The sequence below is a fragment of the Roseibium sp. JB4-4 genome (assembly GCF_055693425.1).
In genome coordinates this window covers 63,985-84,302 of record NZ_CM146333.1, presented here as the reverse complement: position 1 = coordinate 84,302, position 20,318 = coordinate 63,985, and the positions used below count along the sequence as shown (strand labels likewise).

The window sequence follows — 20,318 nt, the reverse complement described above, 5'->3', positions numbered from 1 at the left end:
GGTAAGCCCAGAACCAAATTGCAAGGGCAAATCCACTCAGGTGCCAATTGGCAGGCTATTGGCCGCAACCAACACTGCCGCTACCTAATCGCCGTCAGCAAGGTTCCTCAAGACTTCCAATGCATCTTGAGCGCGCTCCGCCGGGACAAAAACATGATCATGGAAAAAGGCGGCAACAACATTGGCCGGTATTGCTTTTTCTGCCAATGCAGCAGCAACAGCAGCTGTCAGGCCAACAGCCTCCAGCGAGGAATGGACCGTCAGCGTGATCCTGCGGTACCACTCTGCATCGGCCAAGCCCAGCTCGCGGGCGCGTTCAACGGGAAGAATCGCCGTCGTTCCTTCCGTCTCGGAAAAGAGCCCAATTGGCTCATACTGCGCAAGATCTCCGGCTGCCATGGTTTCAAACGTGCAGAACACATAATGTTCGGGATCAAGCATCGGACGCATATGAGAAATAAGCGCGCTCAAATCAGTTTCACCCGGCATACTGCCTCCAGTTCAAGTTAAACGAAGCCGCATCAAAGGCCTGCGAGGGCTACGGCGAGCGACCTCTTCAAAACCACAGCGGCGGAACACGGACGCAATTCCAACAAACCCCTCACCCCATTGCAAAGGCTTGTCAGTCTCTATCGGGCAGGCATCCAGATAGTGGGCTCCCTTGCTTTTGGCATGGATGGACGCTGCCTTGATGAGTTGCCACATCAAACTGCTGTTCCGAAAACCCTTTCGAACAAAAAAACACGTCAATGCATATGTTTTTCGAATTTGGTCCCGCGTGTCCTCTTCCAAAGGACGCGTTGTTCGGCTCATCTGGAATCGAACATAATTTTCGCGAGGTCCCACCGCGACCCAGCAGATCGCCGGTTTGTCGTGATATCCCAGCAACCCGGGTTCAGATCCAATCGACACCCTGTTGTGGAATGCATCCCGGCGTTCTTCTCGGGCCATGGCCTGCCAGTCTTTTGCTCTTAAAAGCGGCCACATGCACCAGCATCCGGAATTTGCGCCCCTTTCCGGTCCGAATAAGTCGACGAGGTCGTCCCAGCGATCAGGGGTGAGCGGGCGAAATTCCATGTCGTTGAGCATCTCGATTGCAACCGGTTGGATAGCAAGAAGAGCATGGAACACGTGTCCCCCGCAATGTTCATAGTTTTTTTGATTTCAATTGGGCCGACGCTCGAAAACCAGCGGTCTACCAGGGAATTCTCTCGCCCTTGTGGTCAAAGAAACCTCCATTTGCCTGCGGTTCAAGTGTTCTCAAGACTGTCAGGATCTTCACTGCGGCTTCATGCGGAGTTTGAACGTCGAGACCCGACTTCGCAAAACTGTCGGTCAATGGCGTTTTTACTGTACCTGGGTGCAAGGCAACGCATATGGCGTCCGGTGCCTTGCGCGACATTTCAATCGCTGCCGTTTTGACGAGTTGATTAAGCGCCGCTTTTGAAGCCCGATAGGCGTACCAACCACCAAGTTGATTGTCACCAATAGAGCCAACGCGGGCCGATAAAGTGGCAAATACGGATCGCCCCTGCCGCGGCAGAAGAGGCAAAAAATGCTTCATGAGAAGAGCAGGGCCAATAGCATTGATCGCATAGGCTTCCGCCAGATGCACCGGATCGATTTCTCGCAGGCTCTTTTCAGGTCGACTTCCGGACACCGTCAAGCCACCGGTTGCGTCGACCACAAGACGAATTTCACCTTTCAGGTCCTTCACCCAACCGGCTGCAGACTTGATGGATGCTTCGTTCAACAGATCCAGTTTTGGCGTGTCCGCTCGGTTTAAGCCAAGGACGGTATCAAACTGCTGCCCGTCGCGAAGTTTCGTTTGGAGCGCTGAACCGATCCCTCCTCTTGATCCGATGACAACAGCAACCTGTTTCATTTCTGGCCTCTCGATTTTCTTCCAAAGGACCTACGAAAAAAAACCGCAGAAGGATTTGTCTCAAGGTTCAGAACCTGTGACCAAGCACCGTATTAGACACCTCGCCGTCCAAACTGCGTTGGTTTGCTGTAGCTCCGTTGAGCAATGTTTTGGGAGTGGCTGTTTATGGCTGTTGAAGTTCGCCCTGCAGCTATTTGCAGTCCAGGCAATGTTGGGCCTCCAGGCCTCAGATTTCTCTGTATGCCGCAAACACCGACATAGACAAATGCAATGCGCCAGACAAAATACCAGATGTATTCGAGTGGACTGGCAACAAATTGCTTCAACTTAAATGTTTCCGGATTTGCCGGATCATACTTGAGGTCAACTTCGTTACTGCGTCTCAAAATTGTATAAGTCGTATACGAGACACGCTCTGTTCTTGTAAGTATTTCGCCATCCGGCCCAGGAAATGAGATCGTTGCAAGATAGCTTGGTGTTCTCATTGAAGCAGAATCTTGCGCTTTGACGAGACTGTCGATCTTGCCAGTTACCTCTACTCCCCAGAATACTATCGGAATCTTTTTTTGCATGTTGCCCGTGCCACCAACCAAACCTGCTCCGGCAATACCAATTCCGAAGAGAAACACGCCTATTGAAGCCAATTTTCCGACAAGTGTATTTGCTTTCCCTTCTTCCTCGGTTGGAAAACCTATTGAAATTCTTCTGTAAATTCCCCTGCCACCAAAGAATAGAAGCCCACCACCAGCAACGACTTGCCCCACGAACATGAGAAGGAACAATGCGAAGACGCCCGGACCTGGTAGCTGGAGATCGGACTTTTCGATGATCTTGCCAACCAACTCAGCCCGCGGATCCGCTCCAATTCCTGAGAGCGTCAAATACATTACAACGCCCTGAATCAGTTTCGACATTCCCTGAAACAACAAAATCAGGCCCAAAACGCACCCAATCAGACCCGCAAATAAGTCGAGGCTGTAGCGTAGTAATCGATCCATAGTGCACCCCTGCAATTGAGATGCTACCCATACGCGAAATTCAATTAAAAGAAACTGAATTAAACAAATGCAATCATAACGATTATCAACGCATTGGCCGCTACACCTTTGAAGTTAAGCCCGCCTTCGGGTGGACCAACTGCTCGTTAAGTCTGCTGGACAAAACAACCTGTGCCAAAACTAAAAAGCGTGCCCGACTGATAATCCTCGCGCACTCTATGTCCTCAAACCGTGGGCTGCCATGCCCCTTCGACATATTCTGCTTCATCGTCTCCCGGCCAGGGTGGCATCGAAATACAAATGAATTTCAGCGGAGCCGTACCAGTCGCGCGATATTGAAAGGCAGTCCCGGCCGGAATATCAATCGACACGCCCGGTTCCAGGTCAACAATGATTTCGGTTGAACCGGATTTGCGCCAAATCTGCCCTTGCCCTTCCAAAACGTGCCAGAATTCGCTGACAGTCTTGTGCTGCGTTGCCCTGTTGATTTGACCGGCAGGGACCGTCGAGTGGATCATGTTGCCGGTCGGTCCATCCATGATAAAGCGGATATCGGCTCCAGCAGGAGATTTGGCATCCGCCGTCTCCGGCAACCTGGTGTATTTCACTGATCCACTCCTTGGCGAAGACTTAGGTCGTTCGCTGCAGCCGGTTAGAAAACCGTGCATAGACGTTGTCGATCCGCACATGGCTATCCTCGTCGATGCAGCTGACGATCGCGAACAGGATCGCGGCGCCGACGAAGTGCCATTGCAGCTCGTCGAGGGCCGCTTGGGAAGCATTAAAGCCGTAACGCGCTATCACCAGAACCACGAAAACGGCCAGCCCGTTCAAGAGCGCTGCAATCCACAAGCAGGCATTGGCCAGGTCTTTTGTGGCCCGGTTCATGTTGTGCAATAGACTCATCTCAGCCCCTCGGGCGCAGAGGCCCAAGGATCGCGCTGGGACGGCCGATCATGGGCGCTGCATAGGTGCTACGGTTAACGCGTCCCAGGTGTCTTCTTGCGTTCGCGCGGCCTGCAAGCTGTCCCAGACCTCTGCCACAAAGGGGTCAGCCGCGGCCATCTCGGAGATAAGCGTGTCCCAGGCTACCCGGAGGCTGTCCAGGGTCTCGGGGCTGTAAAGGCGGACGTCCACGCCCTGTTCTGCCATTTGCGCGACGGCGGCGGCTTGTGAGTATTCCATCCGCAGGACCGAACGCATCGCGTTGGTTCTGGCCGCCATGTCGATGATCGTGCGCTGGCTGTCTGTCAGGCCGTTCCAAACGTCGCGGTTGATGACCAACTCAATCATCGTCGAGGGTTGGTGCCAGCCAGGGAAATAGTTGAAAGAAGCCACGTCCGGAAAACCCAGCGCAAGATCCACTTGTGGAAAGCTGAACTCGGTCCCGTCGATGACGCCACCTTCAAGCGATGGAAAGATCTCTCCGCCTGCGATCAGCACGGTATCCGCACCTAGGCTTGCCAGCACTTCCGAGGCAAGCCCCGACCAGCGCAACTTGAGCCCGGCAAAATCGTTGGTCCCTTCGATGGGTGAGTTGAACCAACCGCCCGATTCCATGCCTGTGAAGGTTAGTGGCATAGTCACGAGGTCAAAGCCCGCATCGTCATACATGCGCTGATTGAGCTCGAGCCCGCCGCCTTCGTAGAACCAAGCCATATAATCGAGCGCTTGCGGCCCGAACGGCATCGACGTGAAAAACGACGCAACGGGCAAGGATCCATGAAGGTAGGCCGCAGCGGTATAGCCCGCTTCGATCTCGCCGTCAGAGACCGCATGTTGAATGTCGAACGGTGGGACAATCGCGCCAGGTTCCGCCAGCTCGATCTGGATCGTCCCGCCGGAGGCTGCCTCGACCTCTGCTTCGAACTGCCGGATCGTGTTGATGACCGGAAGGCTGGTCGGAAAAGCCGATTGCAGGGTGATTGTGACATCCTGCGCAAGGCTCGGCCCGCTCATGGCCACAAAGGGTAAGGCAGCCAGGGCCAGTTTAGCCATCTTTGTCATGTTGTCCTCCGGGATTGTTGCGTCAGTTTTTTAGGGTGCGCGATTGTCGATGCGGCGCATTGGACCATGTTATTTCGAAGAGCTGGCTGATGAACTGGATCTCGCCGCAGGCCCCTGGATTTCTGTCCTGGATGTGACCGAGTTTGATTGTTCTTATCGTCTCGATCCCGCTCAGTGTTGTCAATGCGCGTTCAAAACTGACCCGGTTTCAGATCAACAATGATCTCCGTTGCACCGGATTTTCGCCAGATCTGTCCCTGTCCCTCAAGAATGAGCCTGAATTCGCTGACTGTGTTGTGCTGGGTTGCCCTGTTGATTTGACTGGCAGGGACTGTCGAGTGGATCATGTTGCCGGCCAGTCCATCCATGATAAAGCGGATATCGGCTCCAGCAGGAGACTTGGCATCCGCCGTCTCCGGCAGCCTGGTGTATTTCACTGATCCACTCCTTGGCGAAGCCTTAGGTCGTTTTGTTGAAGATCTCGCGGCCAATCAACATGCGGCGAATTTCCGATGTTCCGGCTCCAATTTCGTAGAGTTTGGCATCACGCAGCAAGCGGCCGGTCGGATATTCGTTGATATACCCGTTTCCACCAAGTAACTGGATGGCATCCAGAGCTATTTTCGTTGCATTTTCCGCAGCATAAAGGATTGCACCAGCGGCGTCTTCTCGCGTTGTTTCGCCGCGGTCGCAGGCTCTGGCGACGGCGTAAACGTAAGACTTTGTAGCGTTCATTGTCACATACATGTCCGCGACCTTGCCCTGAACCAGCTGGAATGTCCCAATCGGTTGCCCGAACTGCTCGCGTTCATGAACGTACGGGATAACAACATCCATCGCGGCCTGCATGATGCCGACTGCGCCCGCGGCCAGCACAGCGCGCTCGTAGTCAAGGCCAGACATCAGGACGTTGACACCTTTGCCCACTTCTCCAAGCACGTTTTCTTCCGGCACTTCGCAGTCCTGAAATACCAATTCGCCGGTTTCAGAGCCCCGCATGCCGAGCTTGTCCAGTTTTTGAGCAACCGAAAAACCCGGGAAATCTTTTTCGACAAGAAAAGCCGTAATGCCTTTCGGACCAGCGCTTGCGTCCGTCTTGGCATAGATGATCATTGTTTCGGCCGAGGGCCCGTTTGTGATCCACATCTTGGATCCATTGAGGATGTATCTGTCGCCCTTCTTGTCAGCGCGCAGTTTCATGGACACCACGTCTGAGCCGGCCCCAGGCTCCGACATTGCAAGTGCTCCCAGATGCTCACCAGTGACAAGTTTCTCCAGATACCGCTTTTTTTGGTCGTCGCGCCCCCAACGTCGCAGCTGGTTCACACAAAGGTTGGAATGCGCTCCATAGCTCAAGCCGATAGAGGCGGAAGCACGGCTGACTTCCTCCATGGCGATGCAGTGCTCAAGATAGCCGAGCCCCGAGCCACCCCATTCCTCTTCAACCGTAATGCCATGCAGACCAAGCTCCCCCATCTCTGGCCAGATTTCCCGCGGAAACCAGTCTTCGCGATCAATTTTTTCAGCCATCGGTGCAATACGATCCTGGCTATAGGAACGCACTGTATCGCGCAGCATGTCGGCAGTTTCGCCCAGGTCAAAATTGAACCCCGGAAAATCGTTGCGGATCATTGTTTTACCTCCCTGGCTCCCGAGCTATCGAGAGCGGTCATAACGGACAAACTCGCTCAAGTCGCCAATACGGTCGTAGAGGAGACGCGCGCGTTCATTGTGTTGATGTGTGTGCCAATAGACATTGCCGCTTGCCAGCGGTTCGGCATCAGCTGCAGCGTAGACGGCTTCAATCAGTTTGCGGCCAGCGCCACTTCCACGAAGTGTCGAGACGACAAAAAGATCTTCCAGGTAGCAGGTCATCTGCGACGACCATGTACTGTCGTGGAAAAGGTAATGAACCAGGCCAACCATCTCTTCGCCGTCAAGAGCCACCAGTGCTCTGTGGCCGTCACTGGAAAGCAGCCGTTCAAATAAGTGGTCGGTTATCTCCGCGGCAAGGTCTTGCTGATAGAATTCAAGATAGGCCTGCCAAAGTGCGCGCCAAAAAGGCTTGTCCGCGGGCTGCAGCGGCCTGATCGTCAGGTTGTGCATCATATCAGTCTTTCACGCCGGAGACGCTCATCAGGGTGAAAAGTCCAGTGGCGACATGCACCTGTGTGCCGTCGTCCAGCCCATAGACATCGGACCGCGCAATCGTCAGGGTTCGGCCCGGTTTGATCACTCGGCCTCTGGCGAGCAACACAGGTTGGTCCGCAGGGTTGAGCAGATTGATCTTGTACTCGCTTGTCAGAACACCGGCTTCCGGCGGAAAAAGCGTTAGAGCTGCATACCCTGCCGCACTGTCGGCGATCGACGACGTCGCGCCCGCATGGAAATAACCGTGCTGTTGCGTCAGATCGGGCCTAAGGTTCAGCTCCAGATCGACACCACCCGGTGCAAGATGAACAAGCCTGGCACCGATTAGGGCCATGAACTTCTGAGCGCTGAAACTGTCACGAACTCGGCTTTCCCAATTGGGATCTCGTGGTGTCAGGTCCATTCAGGCATCCTCCGATGTCGCATTGACATCAAGTTCGCTTATTCTTGTTCGAGCCCCGGCTTCCACCTCATCCAGCTCCAACAAGGTCAACTCGATATCACGCTGCTTTTCCAGGAGCTCTTCGCGCCGCGCTTCAATCTTGTCCAGGAGCAATCGCAGCTGTCCGGTTTCGCCCGGCGCGCTGGCATACATCTCAATCATTTCGCGGATTTCATTCAGCGAAAATCCGAGGCGTTTTCCACGCAGGATCAATTTGATGCGGGTTCGATCGCCAGGTGTGTAGAGACGTTGCCGCCCGCGTCTTGTGGGCGACACCAATCCTTGCGCCTCGTAAAAGCGCAAAGTTCGAGTCGTAATGTCGAATTCCTGGGTTAGTTGCGTGATCGTGAAATAGCGCTGCATGGCTGCTCCTCGTTGGAGCGCACAGTTCAGCCTTTTTACGTTAAAGTCAACTCATCTATTTTATTATATATTTTTCAATTAGATAATATCTATGACTTGAGAGCATCAAGTGTCAGATCGCTGTTCAGTACGTTCAGATCGACATCCCCGGATATCCCGTCCACAGATCCTCTGTTGTGAAACTGCCAGATCGTCCAGTCCTGGGAATAGGCCGGTGAGTGCCAGATGGATCGCGTCCATAGCCGGCGGTTCAGCCCCTGCCCTTTCAGGTACGTGCGATAGAAGTCTTCCGGCGCGTAAAAAAGCACCTGCTTGCCGACAACGGCTTCAACTGTGTTCGCGAAATCGCTGACTTCACGAAGCACTTCTTCAACGGGCGGACGGCGGGCACAATTGCCGGTAAACTCCAGATCAACCATCGGCGCGAGCATATCCGGCGCTTCCGGCAAGACACTCAAGAAGTTTTCAGCCTGTTCCCTACCAGGCTTGCAAAGACTGAAAAAGTGATAGCCACCTCTTTCAAGCCCGGCAGCACCGGCTGCCGCCCAGTTTTTGGTGAATGCACTGTCCTTGAAGTCACCGCCCTCGCTTGCCTTGATATAGGCAAAGGCGACATTGTCGTCCGCGACCTTTGTCCAGTCGATGGTCCCCTGATGGTGGGACACGTCAATGCCGCGCACGGGGAAGTCATCCTGATCTGGTTCCCAGTTCATGAAGAAAAACGCTGCTCCGACAATCGAAATGACACCGCCGACCACAACGTAGAACAAGGTGCGCAAAATCGCTTGCAAGAAATTCATTTTGTCATCCGATTGGTTCAATCCTGCGTGCGCACCAATACGCTTGAGACCCTAATTTCATGCTAAGAAATTCGGCCAGAGCGGAGCGCTTGCCAATTCAAGAACATTCCCGTCCGGATCGTTGAAATAGAGACTGCGACCACCGGCCGGCCACGTGACCTCACTTATGATTGGTGTCCCCGTTTCCTGCAAATACCTGCGCCAGGCTCTCATTTCGTCTGAAGCGATTTTGAAAGCGAAATGGCTATGCCCATTGGTGTCATGACCAGGTACGGTCCCACCACTGGTTTCAACGTCTTCCCCTGTGTGCCCCCGATGAAAGACAAGCAGGACCTGGGCAGGACCTGCGTCGTAAGCACAGAGGCGTTCACCGGCAACCATACGCTTCAATCCAAGAACTTCGGAATAAAAGGCATGCGCCGCATCCATGTCGTCAACGTAGACCGCTGTCTCCAAAATCCCTGCTATTGCGGGTCTCTTCATCAACAAACACCCTTTCGGGACATCAAACACTGCACATTTCGACAGTAGAATTATTAACAGGTCACAAGTATATTCAACCTAGAAACAACTACAAGATGCAATTCACAAGAAATAATAAACAATCAAGCAAGATTATACACCGATTTTCAATTGCAATTCGGACACTGCACGTGACAGAGTTTACTTAAACGGGGCGGAATCAAGAGTAAGTTATGCTTATCTTGAATTCAATAACATCGGATCTGACATCCTTGCCGATCAGAAAAGAAATCTATTTGTTCGCGAAATTTTTTGCCAGCATCGGTGCATTGGCAGCATGGATAGCATCGGCGCATGCGGCAATGACTGTCACCGTGCAGGGACCGGAATCGCCAACCGACAAGCGATATGAATACGACCGTGCGGTCATCGAACTCGCCCTGGCCAAGACCCGGACGAAATACGGCGACTTCAAAATACAAGACACGCCCGTCGGTCAAAACTCAAAGCGCGCCCTGATTGACGCATCAAACAACAAATACACAAATTTCATCATCAAGTTCTCGATGAACAACGATTTACCGGACAGCCTGACCGCAATCCCCTTTCCCGTGGATCTTGGCGTCGTCGGCTACCGTGTCGCCCTCGTATCCAACAAGACGAAATTGGCGCTTTCGAAAGTCAGAACGCTTGAGGAGCTCAAGAAGTTCGAAGTACTTCAAGGGCTGGGTTGGCTAGACACACGAATTCTGGAACATCACGGCTTCAAAGTCAGGACCGGTGCTGAATACGAGGCCATGTTCTCAATGGTCGCGTTGGGCCGGTCGGATCTGTTTCTACGCGGTGCAAACGAACTCCTCAACGAATGGCAGTCCCATCTCGAAATAGACGGCCTCGCATATGATGAAGCAATTTGCATCTACTATCCCTTGCCGCGCTTTCTCGTGACATCAAGCGAAAACAAGGAATTGATCGCCCGGGTGCACGAAGGATTGCTGCTTGCTCACGAGGACGGGTCCTTGTTCGAACTCTGGGACCAAAAGTACCGAGCCAGCGTTGATTTCGCAAAACTGGACAACCGCAGGATTTTCCGCTTGAGCAACCCGTTTATTGAGGGGCTTGACCCGTCCTGGCAAAAATTTGTGTACCAGGCCGGGCCAAAACTCACCCAATAGCCTCTTCTTGAACGTGGACTTTGGGTGGGAGTAAACGCTTTGTCGTCAGACGACCGTCAACTTGACCTCAATGTTGTTTCGGGTTGCGTTCGAATAAGGACAAACCTGGTGAGCCTTGGCAACCAAATCTTCGGCAACCTGCCGCTCCAGACCTGGCAATGAAATTTCCAACGCAACTTCAAGGCCAAATCCGCCTTCTGAACGCGGGCCGATGCCTACTGTTGAGGTGATTGCCGTCTCTGTAGGGATCGTAATCCTGTCCTGCCCGCTGACAAACTTCATCGCGCCGATAAAACAGGCGGCATAGCCTGCGGCAAAAAGTTCTTCCGGATTGTTTCCCTTACCACCTGCTCCGCCAAGCTCCTTCGGTGTTGCAAGCTTCACTTCAAAGGATCCGCTCAAAGTCTTTGCGGACCCGTCGCGTCCGCCTGTCGCCCGTGCCCTGGTTTCATAAAGAACTTCCACTGTCATCTGCTCGTTCCTTTGGCTAGCAAGATTTGAAATTTTAAATCGCATACGTTTTTATCGTACACGACATAATTTGTGCACATATAGGCATTGATATACGCAGTCAATGTCTTGCGATCATATCGCGCACGATTTATAAAACGCGCATGAACGAGACGACCGACCAGATGTCGCTTCTGGATGCATTCGGAATGACTGCATCTGAAGAGACCCAAAAACCAAAAAAGAAATCGCCTTCTTCCAAGAAAAAAGCACGGCCGAAAAACGCCAAGGCATCAAAAAAGAAACGTGAAGACATTGCGGAAGAGACCGCCGAGCCTCAACAAGTCGGTAGCGAGCAAGCGCCTGCTCAAAGCCTGCATGATACGGGCAAAAGCAATGGCCCGTTGAACACTTCTGCCGAAGCTGTCCAAGTCGCGGACGATCTTGTCGGAAGCGAGCCAATCACGCTCGACAAATACATTTGCTTCGCGCTCTATTCTGCCAATCACGCAATGCATGGCGTCTACAAGTCACTGCTGAAGGAAATCGGTCTTACCTACCCGCAGTTTCTTGCAATGACAGTGCTTTGGGAAACCAACAATGTGCCGGTCGGCGCCATCACGGCCAAGCTTCAGCTAGACACCAACACGCTGACCCCGCTGCTGAAACGGCTGGAAGTCATGGGGCTGGTCACCCGGACACGTAACGTCAAAGACGAACGTCAGGTCATCCTCAAACTGACACGCAAGGGACGCGCCCTTGAGAAGAAAACCGAACATTTCGGCTCCTGCATTTTTGCATCAACCGGATTGAACCTTGAAGAAATTACAGATCTCCAGTCCAGGATCATGAGGCTTCGGGACAATTTAAGGGATAAAGATGCAGGCACCTGACATCGTTCAAAAAGTCTGATTTCGGAAAACTAGTCAGGCCTTGTTGTTGGGCGCAACAAGGCTTGACAAATCGTACGTGTCAGAACGTCCTGAGCAGCCTCCCTTTGCCAGCCGCAATCCTGCGTCAGCAGTCCCCACATCTGAACGCTGAAAGACGCCCACAAATATTCTGAGGCTTCTTTCGAAGACCATGCCGGTTGCAAAGCCTTGTCTTCTTCCAGGGTTCGCGTGAGTTCAAGCAGCCATTCACGCAGTTCCGACATTCTGTCTTCCCAGGCAAGAGAGGCGTCTTCGTCGGTCGCTCTCAGCCGTATCAGATCGGTCGCTACGGGAAAAATCTCCTGAACGAAGTGGATCCAGACACTGACGGTTGCCTTCAGGCGATCTTCCGGATCCTCGGTCTTAAACGCTGAAAACAGTTTCGCTTCAATATCGAGCCGCTCATCGGCCCTGCGCACCAATGCCAGAATCAACCCTCCTCTCGATCCGAAATGGTCGTAGACGGACTGCCGACTGATGCCTGAAGCCTTGGCAATTTCAGCAATTGAGACCTCTGTTCCCCTCTTTGAAATCAGGGTCCAGGCACTGTCGAGAATTTCTGCGCGTGTTCGCTGCAACCTAGCTTGACTTGACACGTGTAAAGTTTCCTGCAATTTGACACATGTAAAGTTATGGAGATTGCTCATGAACGTCAACCAACAGGTTACCCAATTCACGTCTTGGTATGGATCCGGCAGCGATGGTGCCTGCCCGACCGAAAGCCAATGGTCTCAACTCCTGCAAAGGCCTGCTGATCAACCAATAACCCTGATCAACTTCTTCAAGTTGCGGGCGAACGCCGAATACTCCGAGGGCCACGCCGCTCCGACCGGCCAAGAGGCCTTCTCGGACTATGCATCCGTCAGCATGCCCGCCATGGAACAGGCTGGCGGGAGTTTCCTTTATGTTGGCCCCTATCAGGGAATGTTCATGGGTGAAGACGAAGACTGGGACCTGATCGCAATCGGGTCCTATCCGAACCTTGATGCGTTGATCGCGCTATATTCCGACGAAACCTACCGCAGTGCGTTTCACCACCGCACAGCCGCCTGCGAACGCCAAAAGGTGCTGGTGTGCGGCGACTGAGAAAGAAAGGCTGCGTTCACCAGAGCGCAGCCTTTTCCATTGATCGCACCAGTGCATAAGCAGCGTGAATGATGGCTAAAGCGGCAATCCAAACCACAGCGCCGCAATTCCGAGAAAAGCAAAGAAGCCAACAACATCCGTCACGGTGGTGACGAAAACGCTGGACGCAATTGCCGGATCGACCTTTATCCGGTCAAGCACAATCGGGATCAACAGTCCGGAGAAACCGGCAAACAACATATTTATGATGATGGCACCGGCGATCACGACCCCAAGACCGGGACTGGCAAACCAGAGCCATGCAGTGATGCCAATGAGGAAGGCCAATGCCAGCCCATTGACCGCGCTCACAAGGATTTCGCGATTGAGAACGCGCAGAAGATTTCGCGCGCTGAGTTCCTGGGTGGCAATACCGCGCACTGCGACAGTCATGGTCTGCGTTCCAGCGTTCCCGCCCATGGACGCCACAATCGGCATCAGAACGGCAAGAGCGACCATGGCTTCGATCGTTTCCTCAAACAACGCAATAACCACAGACGCCAGGACAGCTGTTCCAAGATTGACAACCAGCCAGGCAAGGCGAGAGCGCGCAATCGTGACCACGTCGTCGGATATTTCCTCATCACCGACACCCGCGAGCGCTCGAAGGTCTTCTTCTGCCTCCTCTTGAATGACGTCGACAATGTCATCGACCGTCAGCACCCCGACCAGGCGGTCGTTTTCATCCACCACAGCTGAGGAAACAAGATTGTAACGCTCGAACCGCCTGGCAACTTCCTCCTGATCCTCTGTCGCGAGAACCGCCTGACGGTTCTCTTCCATGATATCTGTCACCTTCCGCGCCCGTTTGGTGCGCAGGATCTTGTCCAGATGAACCGATCCAAGCATTTTGAAAGCAGGATCAACGACATAGATTTCATAAAAGCTGTCCGGAAGGTCCCTGGCTTCGCGCATGTAGTCGATGGTCTGGCCGACGGTCCAGAACTGTGCAACCGCGATGAATTCGCTTTGCATGCGTCGGCCCGCACTGTCTTCAGGATAATCCAGCGCCTTTTTCAGCTGGGCTCTGTCGGCGTAAGGCAGTTCTTCCAGAATTGCCGCCTGATCGTCCTCATCGAGGTCTTCCAGAATGTAGACGGCGTCATCTGAATCGAGATCTTCCAGACCTTCTGCGATAACCTCGTGCGGCAGGTCCTCCAATACCTGCAAGCGCACGGCTTCATCGGTTTCCGTCAGCGCCGTGTAGTCGAAATTATCTCCGAGCAGTTGAATGAATTCCGCCCGGTCGTCGCCGTTTAGCGTCTCCAGCAGGTCGCCGGTATCAGCCTCATGCAAATCGCCTGCAAGCTGTCTCAGGTCATTGGCATCATGCGCCTTGATGGCTGCTTCGACGGCAACGATAAAATCAGGATTAAGGCGCTCGTCCCCGTCGCGAACAGGAATGGCAGGAACGGGTGAGGTTCGAACGTCAAGCTCAGCTGCGTCACTCATCCGGCGCCTCCCACTCCTTAGACGAACTGCCCGCAGCGCCCAGCGCCGCACTGCCGTCAAGAACTAGCGTCAGACGGCACGAAGCGCCACCGCAAAAACTCAACCGGTCCACAGACTTGGACAGAAATTCATGAACGGCTCGGCGTGAAACGGCACTTTCAGCAACAGATCTTTTCAGTTTTAAAAGCCGCGGCAACTCTTGCCTCGCGCCACACTTCTGAGGTTCTCCAGATAGTCTCGCGCTTTTGTCGGCAAGATGTCCTCGTCATTTGAAATACAACGCTCGGCCCGGCTGAATGCGCGTCGCGCCCTTTGCGTTTTCAGACACACGCGCCCTTCAGCCAGAACTTCCTGCTCCACGTACCAGAGCTGCTGACAGGTCATTGCACCGAAACGCCCTGGATTGGTCGACAGGCTCTGGGCAATCGCCGACGAGCCTGCTGCGAGACCTGTCAACAGGACAAGGGACAGTGCCAGAGACCGCCGCATCCGCTTTGCGTGCATTGGGCTTGTTCTTTCAAAGATTGTGGACCTCAATCTGTCGATGGAAGCAGAACCTTAGTTTTCGTTACATTCAGGCGGCCTGGTGTCCATCGTCCACTCTTCAACCGGCAGAGCTTTCAAACTCGTTCGAAAGGTCTTGTCATTCAACTCGCCCTTGCCTGTCAGCAAATTGACATCGCAAATGCCGTTACTTTCCGGATCCAGCGTATCGTAATACGTATAGGTGTAGCCGGCGACCAGAAACCGGCCTTTGCGATAGGCGATGGTCAGGATCTGTTCCCAGCGGTTGCGCCCAATTGAACTGTTCTCCGAATAGACCTTGAGTGCACCTTTCTCGGTCGTCTCGATCCAGGGTTCTTGCCCGATGCCACCGCGCCATACGATGTCCTTTGCGTAGACATCCTGCGTCCATCCATCCCCTGCATCCGTGAAGATATAGAGATCAGCTCCCTCTTCACTGTCTGCCAGCACTGCCTTGTAGCGATAAATGTCACCGTCCACGGGAGCCGTTTCCATGCCCGAAACAGCACTTGGAGCGATCGCCCCGGTCTCAGCACCAGCGTGCGAAGCAAACGCAAATGAGGAAACAGCAAGCACAACGGACAGAACCGTCCAAGAAACAGAGTTGGGCATAACGACCTCCTAAAAAAACGCACCTTCAAGTGGCTTTGAAGTCCCTATTGCAGGGCGATACTAAACACAAGAAAGCCTCGCACCAAAACCCGGTAAGAATGAAGCTGCACTGGTCATTCGCCACGTCGCCGTTTTCAAGGCAACCGTCCCGTTCGCATTGACGGAAATGCGTGGCATGCCAAAGGAGCCAAACCACTATTCCCCTTGGCTGACAGACCCGGCACCGGCTTTTTGCCTCATCAAGGCTCTAAACTCGCCACCGAGATCATTTGCGATACTCAGAGGTGATTGGTCGAACTCCGAGACCAACGAGACAACTGCGCCTGCATTCAGAAGCAATTCAACCGCAACAAGGTTTTTCTGATGCAAGGCGACATGCAATGGCGTCTCAGACATGTCACCGATCGCATTGACGTCGGCACCTGCCTCAATCAGCCTTTCAAGGCCATAGTTGTTTCCACGCCGAGCCAGTACATGAAGGGGTGTATCCCCATCGGCATCGCGGCTGTCGACCGTCACCGGTGCAGCGCCAAGATCCGCGGGAAAGAGTGTATCGGAACAAGACGCCAGGATTTCTTCCAGGGACTGCCTCCGCTTCAATTTCTTGCTCACAGAACCCACCTCGTTATTTTGACTGTTTCAAGCCTTAAGCAGGCAGTCCTTTTCACAACGTGAATCTTGTGATCTCAATTCTAGGAAAGCGGCACTGGAATTGGAACTTGAGTTTGCTGAAACTTGATGGTGGCCGCGCAAATCATTGAGGAAGTCAGCAACGCTGTGTGCTTGACGGCTATCGCTCCCGCAACTGACATTCAAGGAAACATCAGCGTCCAGAATGGCCTCTCCCAGTGAAAGGCAACTCGCATCTTGATCATTCAACGCGGCGGAATACCCTTTCCCTCACCGGCTTTGGTGACACCATCGATCAGGATGAACATGATCGTGCACGGCTCCGTCCCGCGGTTGGCCCAGGCGTGATTGGTTCCACGCTGCACAACGACATCACCGGCCTTGAGAAGAACATCCTCTTTTTCCTCATCCATCAGCATCCAGATCTCACCGGACAGAACAATCCCATAATCCACTGAATCGGTGCGATGCATCCAGGGATGACGCCCTCCTTGCACAACATTGGCGCCTGCCCCCATCTCCGCAAAGGCCGCTGCACCATCCTCGCTGGAGAGCCTTGCCATAACCTCCGGGTCTTCCGGCATGAACTCGACACAACGAAAAACCGTGCCGTCCTTGGGTGGGTGCAGAATGAACGGTCCCGTACACGTCTCGGTCGACCCGTCATATTCTGCCGGTGTCTGATCGGTCAGCCAGAAGTTGGTCAGACGCACGCCAGGGCGATTTGGCCGCTCAAGGATCTGTGTGGCGATCTCGTCGCTCTCAATGACGGCAGTACCATTGGCATCATGCCCGGTGACAACGCGTCGAAACTCTCTGTGCTGCATCAGGTTCTCTTCGGATTTGAGGTTGCAGGATGAGCGCGGTCTATTGCGACAACCGCAAGGAACAGAACAATACCGATGGCGGCGCTGAGCCACCCCTGGAACAAAAGGCAAAGCCCTGCAACGGCAGCCAATGCGCGAACCGAAGCTGATAGTGGCCGACTGAGCGTGCCTATGATGGCAACCGCAACAGCAAAGGTTCCGATCGCAGCAGTGACGACCGCGATTGCATTGGCACCCAAGGAACCGTTCATCAGGAGCCCTGGGCCATAGACAAACGCAAACGGCAGAACAAAGGAAGTCGCAGCGTAGCTTGCCGCGGTCCAGCCAACCTTGTTGACGTCCGCTCCGGCAATACCGCCTGCCACGTACGAAGCAAGGGCCACAGGTGGCGTGATGGTCGAAATGCAGCCGTAGTAGAACACAAAGAAATGGGCCGTCAGGACCGGCACACCAAGTTTCACCAGGGCTGGCGCGACAACCGTCGCCAGGATCAGGTATGCCGCCGTCGTCGGCAACCCCATCCCGAGAATGATGGACGTCACCATGGTGAAGAACAATGCCAGAAGGAGATACCCGCCGGACGCAAGATCGATCAGCGTGGCGATCTTCGATCCAAGCCCTGTCACGCCCAGCACTCCGGCAATGATTCCAGCAGCGGCACAGGCAGCCGAAATGGTGACCACCGAGCGTGCGCCTTCGGAAATGGAGGTGACGACCTTCCAGGCAAAGACCTTGTCGATCCGGCGATTGCGAACGATATCGCCGGTAACCAGGACAAGCATCGCCCAAAGAGAGGCCATGAACGGCGAAAAGCCCATCAGCATCATTGTGATCAGCGTACCAAAGGCTGCGATGAACGGCGCGCCCTTCAACACCACGTTCAACAGTGGCTCTTCACTCGCTGTTGTACCCGTGTTCGGTGCTATCCCGGACTTTACCGCCTGTAGGTGTACAACTACAAAGGCCGATCCAAAGAACAAAAGCGCCGGCAAGATCGCAGCTGCCATCACTGAGGTGTATGGCACTCCCACGATCTCAGCCATGATGAATGCCGCCGCCCCCATCACCGGTGGCATGATCTGCCCGCCCGTGGAAGCAACAGCTTCGATCGATGCTGCCTGATGGGGCGCATAGCCTTCGCGTTTCATGATTGGGATCGTTACGGTACCCGTCACTGCAACATTGCCCGCAGCCGACCCGCTGACCATGCCAATGAGCGTCGAGAACAGAACAGCGGCCTTGGCGGACGCTGCTCGAAGGCCGCGTGTGCAGCGCACCGACAATTGAAAGAAGAAGTCGCCCGCGCCAAAATTCGACAGAAGCGCACCAAAGATCGTGAAGACGATGATATAGGTCGCCGCCACACCGATTGGAATGCCATAGATGCCGGCCGTATCGGTCGTCAGAACCACAACGATCCGTTCCAGTGTCGACCCGCGCCCTTCCAGCACTCCCGGCAAATACGGCGCGGCAAAGGGATAAAGGAAAAAAGGAAAGTGATCGCGGCCAGGATCAGCCCGATCCCGCGCCGGGCAGCCTCGAAGACAATGATCAGAAGCACCACACCGGCAGCAAAATCAGCGTCGGTGGTTATGCCACCGCTGAAAGCAATCGCTTTCCAGCGGGCCAACATCCATAAACTTGCCCCGATCGCTGCAACAACCAGTACCGCAGTGAAAACGGCATTGACCTTGGTCCCTGCCAGTTTCCGGCTAGCTGGTTTGATGACGAACAGCAATGACAAGGCGAGCATCACATGCGTCACGCGCATCGGCATGGTCGAGATCGCAATCACGCCCGAGACGACAAGCAAATGATAGGCCCCAAGCGCGAAGCCAGCGGCAAAGACGCCGTTCTGCACGGTCAAATAGCGGGATAGCCAAGTCAAAGCTGGATCCTGACTGGTTGGGGGCGCTTCCCCCAACCATTGAAGAGAGACTACTTGCTGTCGAAATAAGCCTTGGCACCCGGATGCAGCGGGATTGCCAGGTTCAACGACATTGCCGGGTCAATCTGACGTGCGTTGGCGTTTTCAGCCTTCAGTTCATCAAGATTTTCGAAAATCGCCGAGGTCACTGCCTGAACGGTCGCGGCATCCATGTCGTTGGGTGCGATCAGCATATTGTTGACACCGATCACGGTTCCCGGTTCAGCTGTACCGTAGACATCCGTCGGCACTTCAACCTCCACAAATGCTCCGTTTGCTTCAAGCGCCTTGTCGAGCATTCCTTCAGAGAACGAAATGAAACGGAGATCTGCACCGGCTGTAGCCTGCATTACCGCGCCTGCCGGAAAGCCGGAAAGAGCCAGCGTGGCATCTACCGTGCCATCGGTGAGTTGGCTGAAACCGTCGGAATAAGAGACGAAGCTGGGCGTGATGTCATCGATGGACATGCCATGCAGAGGGAACAGAAAGTTCACAAATCCCAGTGTCCCGCCACCGGCCGGACCAACTGCAACGCGCTTGCCCTTCAGGTCCTCAAGCGTCTGAATGTCGCTGTCGGCAAGAACCATCATGTGCAGAACAGACGGGTGAAGCGCAGCCACCGCGCCGATGTCGATCGGTCCGGCCGCCTTGTAGGGTCCAGCCCCTTTCGTCGCAAGGACCGCCAGATTGTTGTTCGTGATGGCAATCTCGACTTCACCGGAAGCGATCAGATTGGGGTTCTGCACCGAACCGCCGGTCACGATCGGAACCATCGAAATCCCCTCGCCGGCATGCTTGTTGACGACGTTGGAGATGGCTTGCCCCATAGGATAAAACGCACCGCCCAGCGACGCAGTGCCAATGCGCAACTCTTCGGCCACCGATGCCGAGCCTATGAGCGATACCGCAGCAGCGGCTGCGACTGTCTTCAGTGATTTGATCATGAAATCCTCCCTGGTACCGAAGCCATTATTACGGTATTTTAGCAAAGAATCCAAAAAAATCGATATTATAAGTAAAAATTAAAAAAAACGGGTTTTCGCACTTCCTTGGCTTCCGACCATTCAAGGCAATGCATGCAGGTCAAAGTAGGCACTTGGGATATGGATCGGCTGAGAGAGTTGGCGCGCTTTCCGTGCACAATTGAGGAACCAGAAAACTCTGTCGCACCCCAATCGGAGACTAGGTGGAGCCTGCACGTAGCATGACGCATTCCCAATGCCTGCTCGCCCGATCGCTGCGACAGCACATCACCGGCTGTTGCACAGCGACTGGCAATAATTGTCCTGACATTGCTTCTGAAAGACTTGGTCTGAAAATAGTGTGCCTGAAACCTGCGTAACAACCAAAAAAGGCGCCCCGAGGGACGCCTATTCATCAATCAGTAGTCTGATTGTTTTTGGTGCGGTCGAGAAGACTCAAAGAGTAGCAAAATTCCAAAGAAATCAATGCCAAAATTTGAATCCTCTTTGAAAAGCTATCTCATTTGCTATGTCATTTGCCATATAGGCCGCATCGAACTTAATTTGAAAAATTTGACTTTTTCGCGAATGAA

At 53.9% G+C, this 20,318-nt stretch carries 27 protein-coding genes; 3 read left to right on the top strand and 24 right to left on the bottom strand.

The genetic code is table 11. The features are described from left to right. Positions 1 to 84: 84 nt before the first annotated feature. The 14 genes from ACZ1HV_RS00500 to ACZ1HV_RS00435 form a co-directional block, all read right to left on the bottom strand. Positions 85 to 489: an ACT domain-containing protein gene (locus ACZ1HV_RS00500; protein ID WP_472716991.1), complete on the bottom strand. Its 405-nt coding sequence runs from the start codon at positions 487 to 489 to the stop codon at positions 85 to 87. 12 nt (positions 490 to 501) lie between these two features. Continuing rightward, on the bottom strand, positions 502 to 1,131 hold the full coding sequence (locus ACZ1HV_RS00495; RefSeq protein ID WP_298820333.1) for a GNAT family N-acetyltransferase: 630 nt from the start codon (positions 1,129 to 1,131) through the stop codon (positions 502 to 504). Between the two features lie 64 nt (positions 1,132 to 1,195). Further along, positions 1,196 to 1,885, bottom strand: a complete 690-nt coding sequence (locus ACZ1HV_RS00490) for an SDR family NAD(P)-dependent oxidoreductase (protein ID WP_298820331.1) — start codon at positions 1,883 to 1,885, stop codon at positions 1,196 to 1,198. A gap of 92 nt (positions 1,886 to 1,977) precedes the next feature. Continuing rightward, positions 1,978 to 2,883, bottom strand: coding sequence for a hypothetical protein (locus ACZ1HV_RS00485; RefSeq protein WP_472716990.1), 906 nt, complete (start codon positions 2,881 to 2,883; stop codon positions 1,978 to 1,980). Positions 2,884 to 3,107: 224 nt separating this feature from the next. Next, positions 3,108 to 3,491 carry a cupin domain-containing protein gene (locus tag ACZ1HV_RS00480; RefSeq protein WP_298961868.1) on the bottom strand — a complete coding sequence of 128 codons (384 nt, stop codon included), beginning with the start codon at positions 3,489 to 3,491 and terminating at the stop codon, positions 3,108 to 3,110. Positions 3,492 to 3,513: 22 nt separating this feature from the next. Beyond that, a complete protein-coding gene (locus ACZ1HV_RS00475; RefSeq protein WP_472716989.1) occupies positions 3,514 to 3,789 on the bottom strand; it encodes a TRAP transporter small permease subunit in 276 nt (91 codons plus the stop codon). Positions 3,790 to 3,837: 48 nt separating this feature from the next. Further along, positions 3,838 to 4,890, bottom strand: coding sequence for a TRAP transporter substrate-binding protein (locus tag ACZ1HV_RS00470; protein WP_472716988.1), 1,053 nt, complete (start codon positions 4,888 to 4,890; stop codon positions 3,838 to 3,840). Positions 4,891 to 5,081: 191 nt separating this feature from the next. Then, the gene (locus ACZ1HV_RS00465) at positions 5,082 to 5,327 is read right to left on the bottom strand and encodes a hypothetical protein (protein WP_472716987.1); all 246 of its coding nucleotides are present in this window, start codon (positions 5,325 to 5,327) and stop codon (positions 5,082 to 5,084) included. 22 nt (positions 5,328 to 5,349) lie between these two features. Continuing rightward, on the bottom strand, positions 5,350 to 6,522 hold the full coding sequence (locus ACZ1HV_RS00460; RefSeq protein ID WP_298820322.1) for an isovaleryl-CoA dehydrogenase: 1,173 nt from the start codon (positions 6,520 to 6,522) through the stop codon (positions 5,350 to 5,352). Between the two features lie 24 nt (positions 6,523 to 6,546). Then, a complete protein-coding gene (locus ACZ1HV_RS00455) occupies positions 6,547 to 6,999 on the bottom strand; it encodes a GNAT family N-acetyltransferase (RefSeq protein WP_472716986.1) in 453 nt (150 codons plus the stop codon). A 1-nt stretch (position 7,000) separates the two neighbouring features. Beyond that, positions 7,001 to 7,444 (bottom strand): PaaI family thioesterase, encoded by a 444-nt coding sequence (locus tag ACZ1HV_RS00450; RefSeq protein ID WP_298820320.1) that lies wholly within the window; start codon positions 7,442 to 7,444, stop codon positions 7,001 to 7,003. Next, positions 7,445 to 7,846, bottom strand: a complete 402-nt coding sequence (locus tag ACZ1HV_RS00445) for a MerR family transcriptional regulator (protein ID WP_298820319.1) — start codon at positions 7,844 to 7,846, stop codon at positions 7,445 to 7,447. An 89-nt stretch (positions 7,847 to 7,935) separates the two neighbouring features. Beyond that, entirely contained in the window at positions 7,936 to 8,646 is a 711-nt protein-coding gene (locus ACZ1HV_RS00440; protein ID WP_298820318.1) for a glycoside hydrolase family 25 protein, read from the bottom strand. Positions 8,647 to 8,703: 57 nt separating this feature from the next. Further along, positions 8,704 to 9,129: a VOC family protein gene (locus ACZ1HV_RS00435; protein ID WP_472716985.1), complete on the bottom strand. Its 426-nt coding sequence runs from the start codon at positions 9,127 to 9,129 to the stop codon at positions 8,704 to 8,706. 275 nt (positions 9,130 to 9,404) lie between these two features. Here ACZ1HV_RS00435 and ACZ1HV_RS00430 point away from each other — a divergent pair, with 275 nt between their 5' ends. Beyond that, entirely contained in the window at positions 9,405 to 10,283 is an 879-nt protein-coding gene (locus ACZ1HV_RS00430; protein ID WP_472716984.1) for a hypothetical protein, read from the top strand. A gap of 45 nt (positions 10,284 to 10,328) precedes the next feature. Here ACZ1HV_RS00430 and ACZ1HV_RS00425 read toward each other — a convergent pair whose 3' ends face one another. Next, positions 10,329 to 10,754 carry an organic hydroperoxide resistance protein gene (locus ACZ1HV_RS00425; protein ID WP_472716983.1) on the bottom strand — a complete coding sequence of 142 codons (426 nt, stop codon included), beginning with the start codon at positions 10,752 to 10,754 and terminating at the stop codon, positions 10,329 to 10,331. 143 nt (positions 10,755 to 10,897) lie between these two features. Between ACZ1HV_RS00425 and ACZ1HV_RS00420 the strand changes: the two genes are divergently transcribed. Further along, the gene (locus tag ACZ1HV_RS00420; RefSeq protein WP_472716982.1) at positions 10,898 to 11,626 is read left to right on the top strand and encodes a MarR family winged helix-turn-helix transcriptional regulator; all 729 of its coding nucleotides are present in this window, start codon (positions 10,898 to 10,900) and stop codon (positions 11,624 to 11,626) included. 29 nt (positions 11,627 to 11,655) lie between these two features. Here the strand turns inward: ACZ1HV_RS00420 and ACZ1HV_RS00415 are convergent, their stop codons facing one another. After that, on the bottom strand, positions 11,656 to 12,261 hold the full coding sequence (locus tag ACZ1HV_RS00415) for a TetR/AcrR family transcriptional regulator (protein ID WP_298986993.1): 606 nt from the start codon (positions 12,259 to 12,261) through the stop codon (positions 11,656 to 11,658). Positions 12,262 to 12,310: 49 nt separating this feature from the next. Between ACZ1HV_RS00415 and ACZ1HV_RS00410 the strand changes: the two genes are divergently transcribed. Next, the gene (locus ACZ1HV_RS00410) at positions 12,311 to 12,751 is read left to right on the top strand and encodes a DUF1330 domain-containing protein (protein WP_472716981.1); all 441 of its coding nucleotides are present in this window, start codon (positions 12,311 to 12,313) and stop codon (positions 12,749 to 12,751) included. 75 nt (positions 12,752 to 12,826) lie between these two features. On the opposite strand, the gene mgtE is transcribed toward ACZ1HV_RS00410, so the two are convergent. From mgtE to ACZ1HV_RS00370, 8 genes are all read right to left on the bottom strand, one after another. Further along, positions 12,827 to 14,242, bottom strand: coding sequence for a magnesium transporter (gene mgtE, locus ACZ1HV_RS00405; protein ID WP_472716980.1), 1,416 nt, complete (start codon positions 14,240 to 14,242; stop codon positions 12,827 to 12,829). 180 nt (positions 14,243 to 14,422) lie between these two features. Then, entirely contained in the window at positions 14,423 to 14,746 is a 324-nt protein-coding gene (locus tag ACZ1HV_RS00400; RefSeq protein ID WP_472716979.1) for a hypothetical protein, read from the bottom strand. A 54-nt stretch (positions 14,747 to 14,800) separates the two neighbouring features. Continuing rightward, positions 14,801 to 15,379 (bottom strand): hypothetical protein, encoded by a 579-nt coding sequence (locus ACZ1HV_RS00395; protein ID WP_298961910.1) that lies wholly within the window; start codon positions 15,377 to 15,379, stop codon positions 14,801 to 14,803. 195 nt (positions 15,380 to 15,574) lie between these two features. Beyond that, entirely contained in the window at positions 15,575 to 15,991 is a 417-nt protein-coding gene (locus ACZ1HV_RS00390; protein ID WP_472716978.1) for an ankyrin repeat domain-containing protein, read from the bottom strand. Between the two features lie 263 nt (positions 15,992 to 16,254). Next, complete coding sequence (locus ACZ1HV_RS00385; RefSeq protein WP_298820302.1) at positions 16,255 to 16,836, bottom strand: cupin domain-containing protein; 582 nt, start codon at positions 16,834 to 16,836, stop codon at positions 16,255 to 16,257. Then, a complete protein-coding gene (locus tag ACZ1HV_RS00380; RefSeq protein WP_472718381.1) occupies positions 16,836 to 18,287 on the bottom strand; it encodes a TRAP transporter permease in 1,452 nt (483 codons plus the stop codon). The genes ACZ1HV_RS00385 and ACZ1HV_RS00380 overlap by 1 nt, the downstream gene beginning before the upstream one ends. Continuing rightward, complete coding sequence (locus ACZ1HV_RS00375; protein WP_472716977.1) at positions 18,239 to 18,724, bottom strand: hypothetical protein; 486 nt, start codon at positions 18,722 to 18,724, stop codon at positions 18,239 to 18,241. Before ACZ1HV_RS00375 ends, ACZ1HV_RS00380 begins: the two co-directional genes overlap by 49 nt. Positions 18,725 to 18,774: 50 nt before the next feature. Beyond that, positions 18,775 to 19,707 carry a TAXI family TRAP transporter solute-binding subunit gene (locus ACZ1HV_RS00370; RefSeq protein ID WP_298961917.1) on the bottom strand — a complete coding sequence of 311 codons (933 nt, stop codon included), beginning with the start codon at positions 19,705 to 19,707 and terminating at the stop codon, positions 18,775 to 18,777. Positions 19,708 to 20,318: the final 611 nt, after the last annotated feature.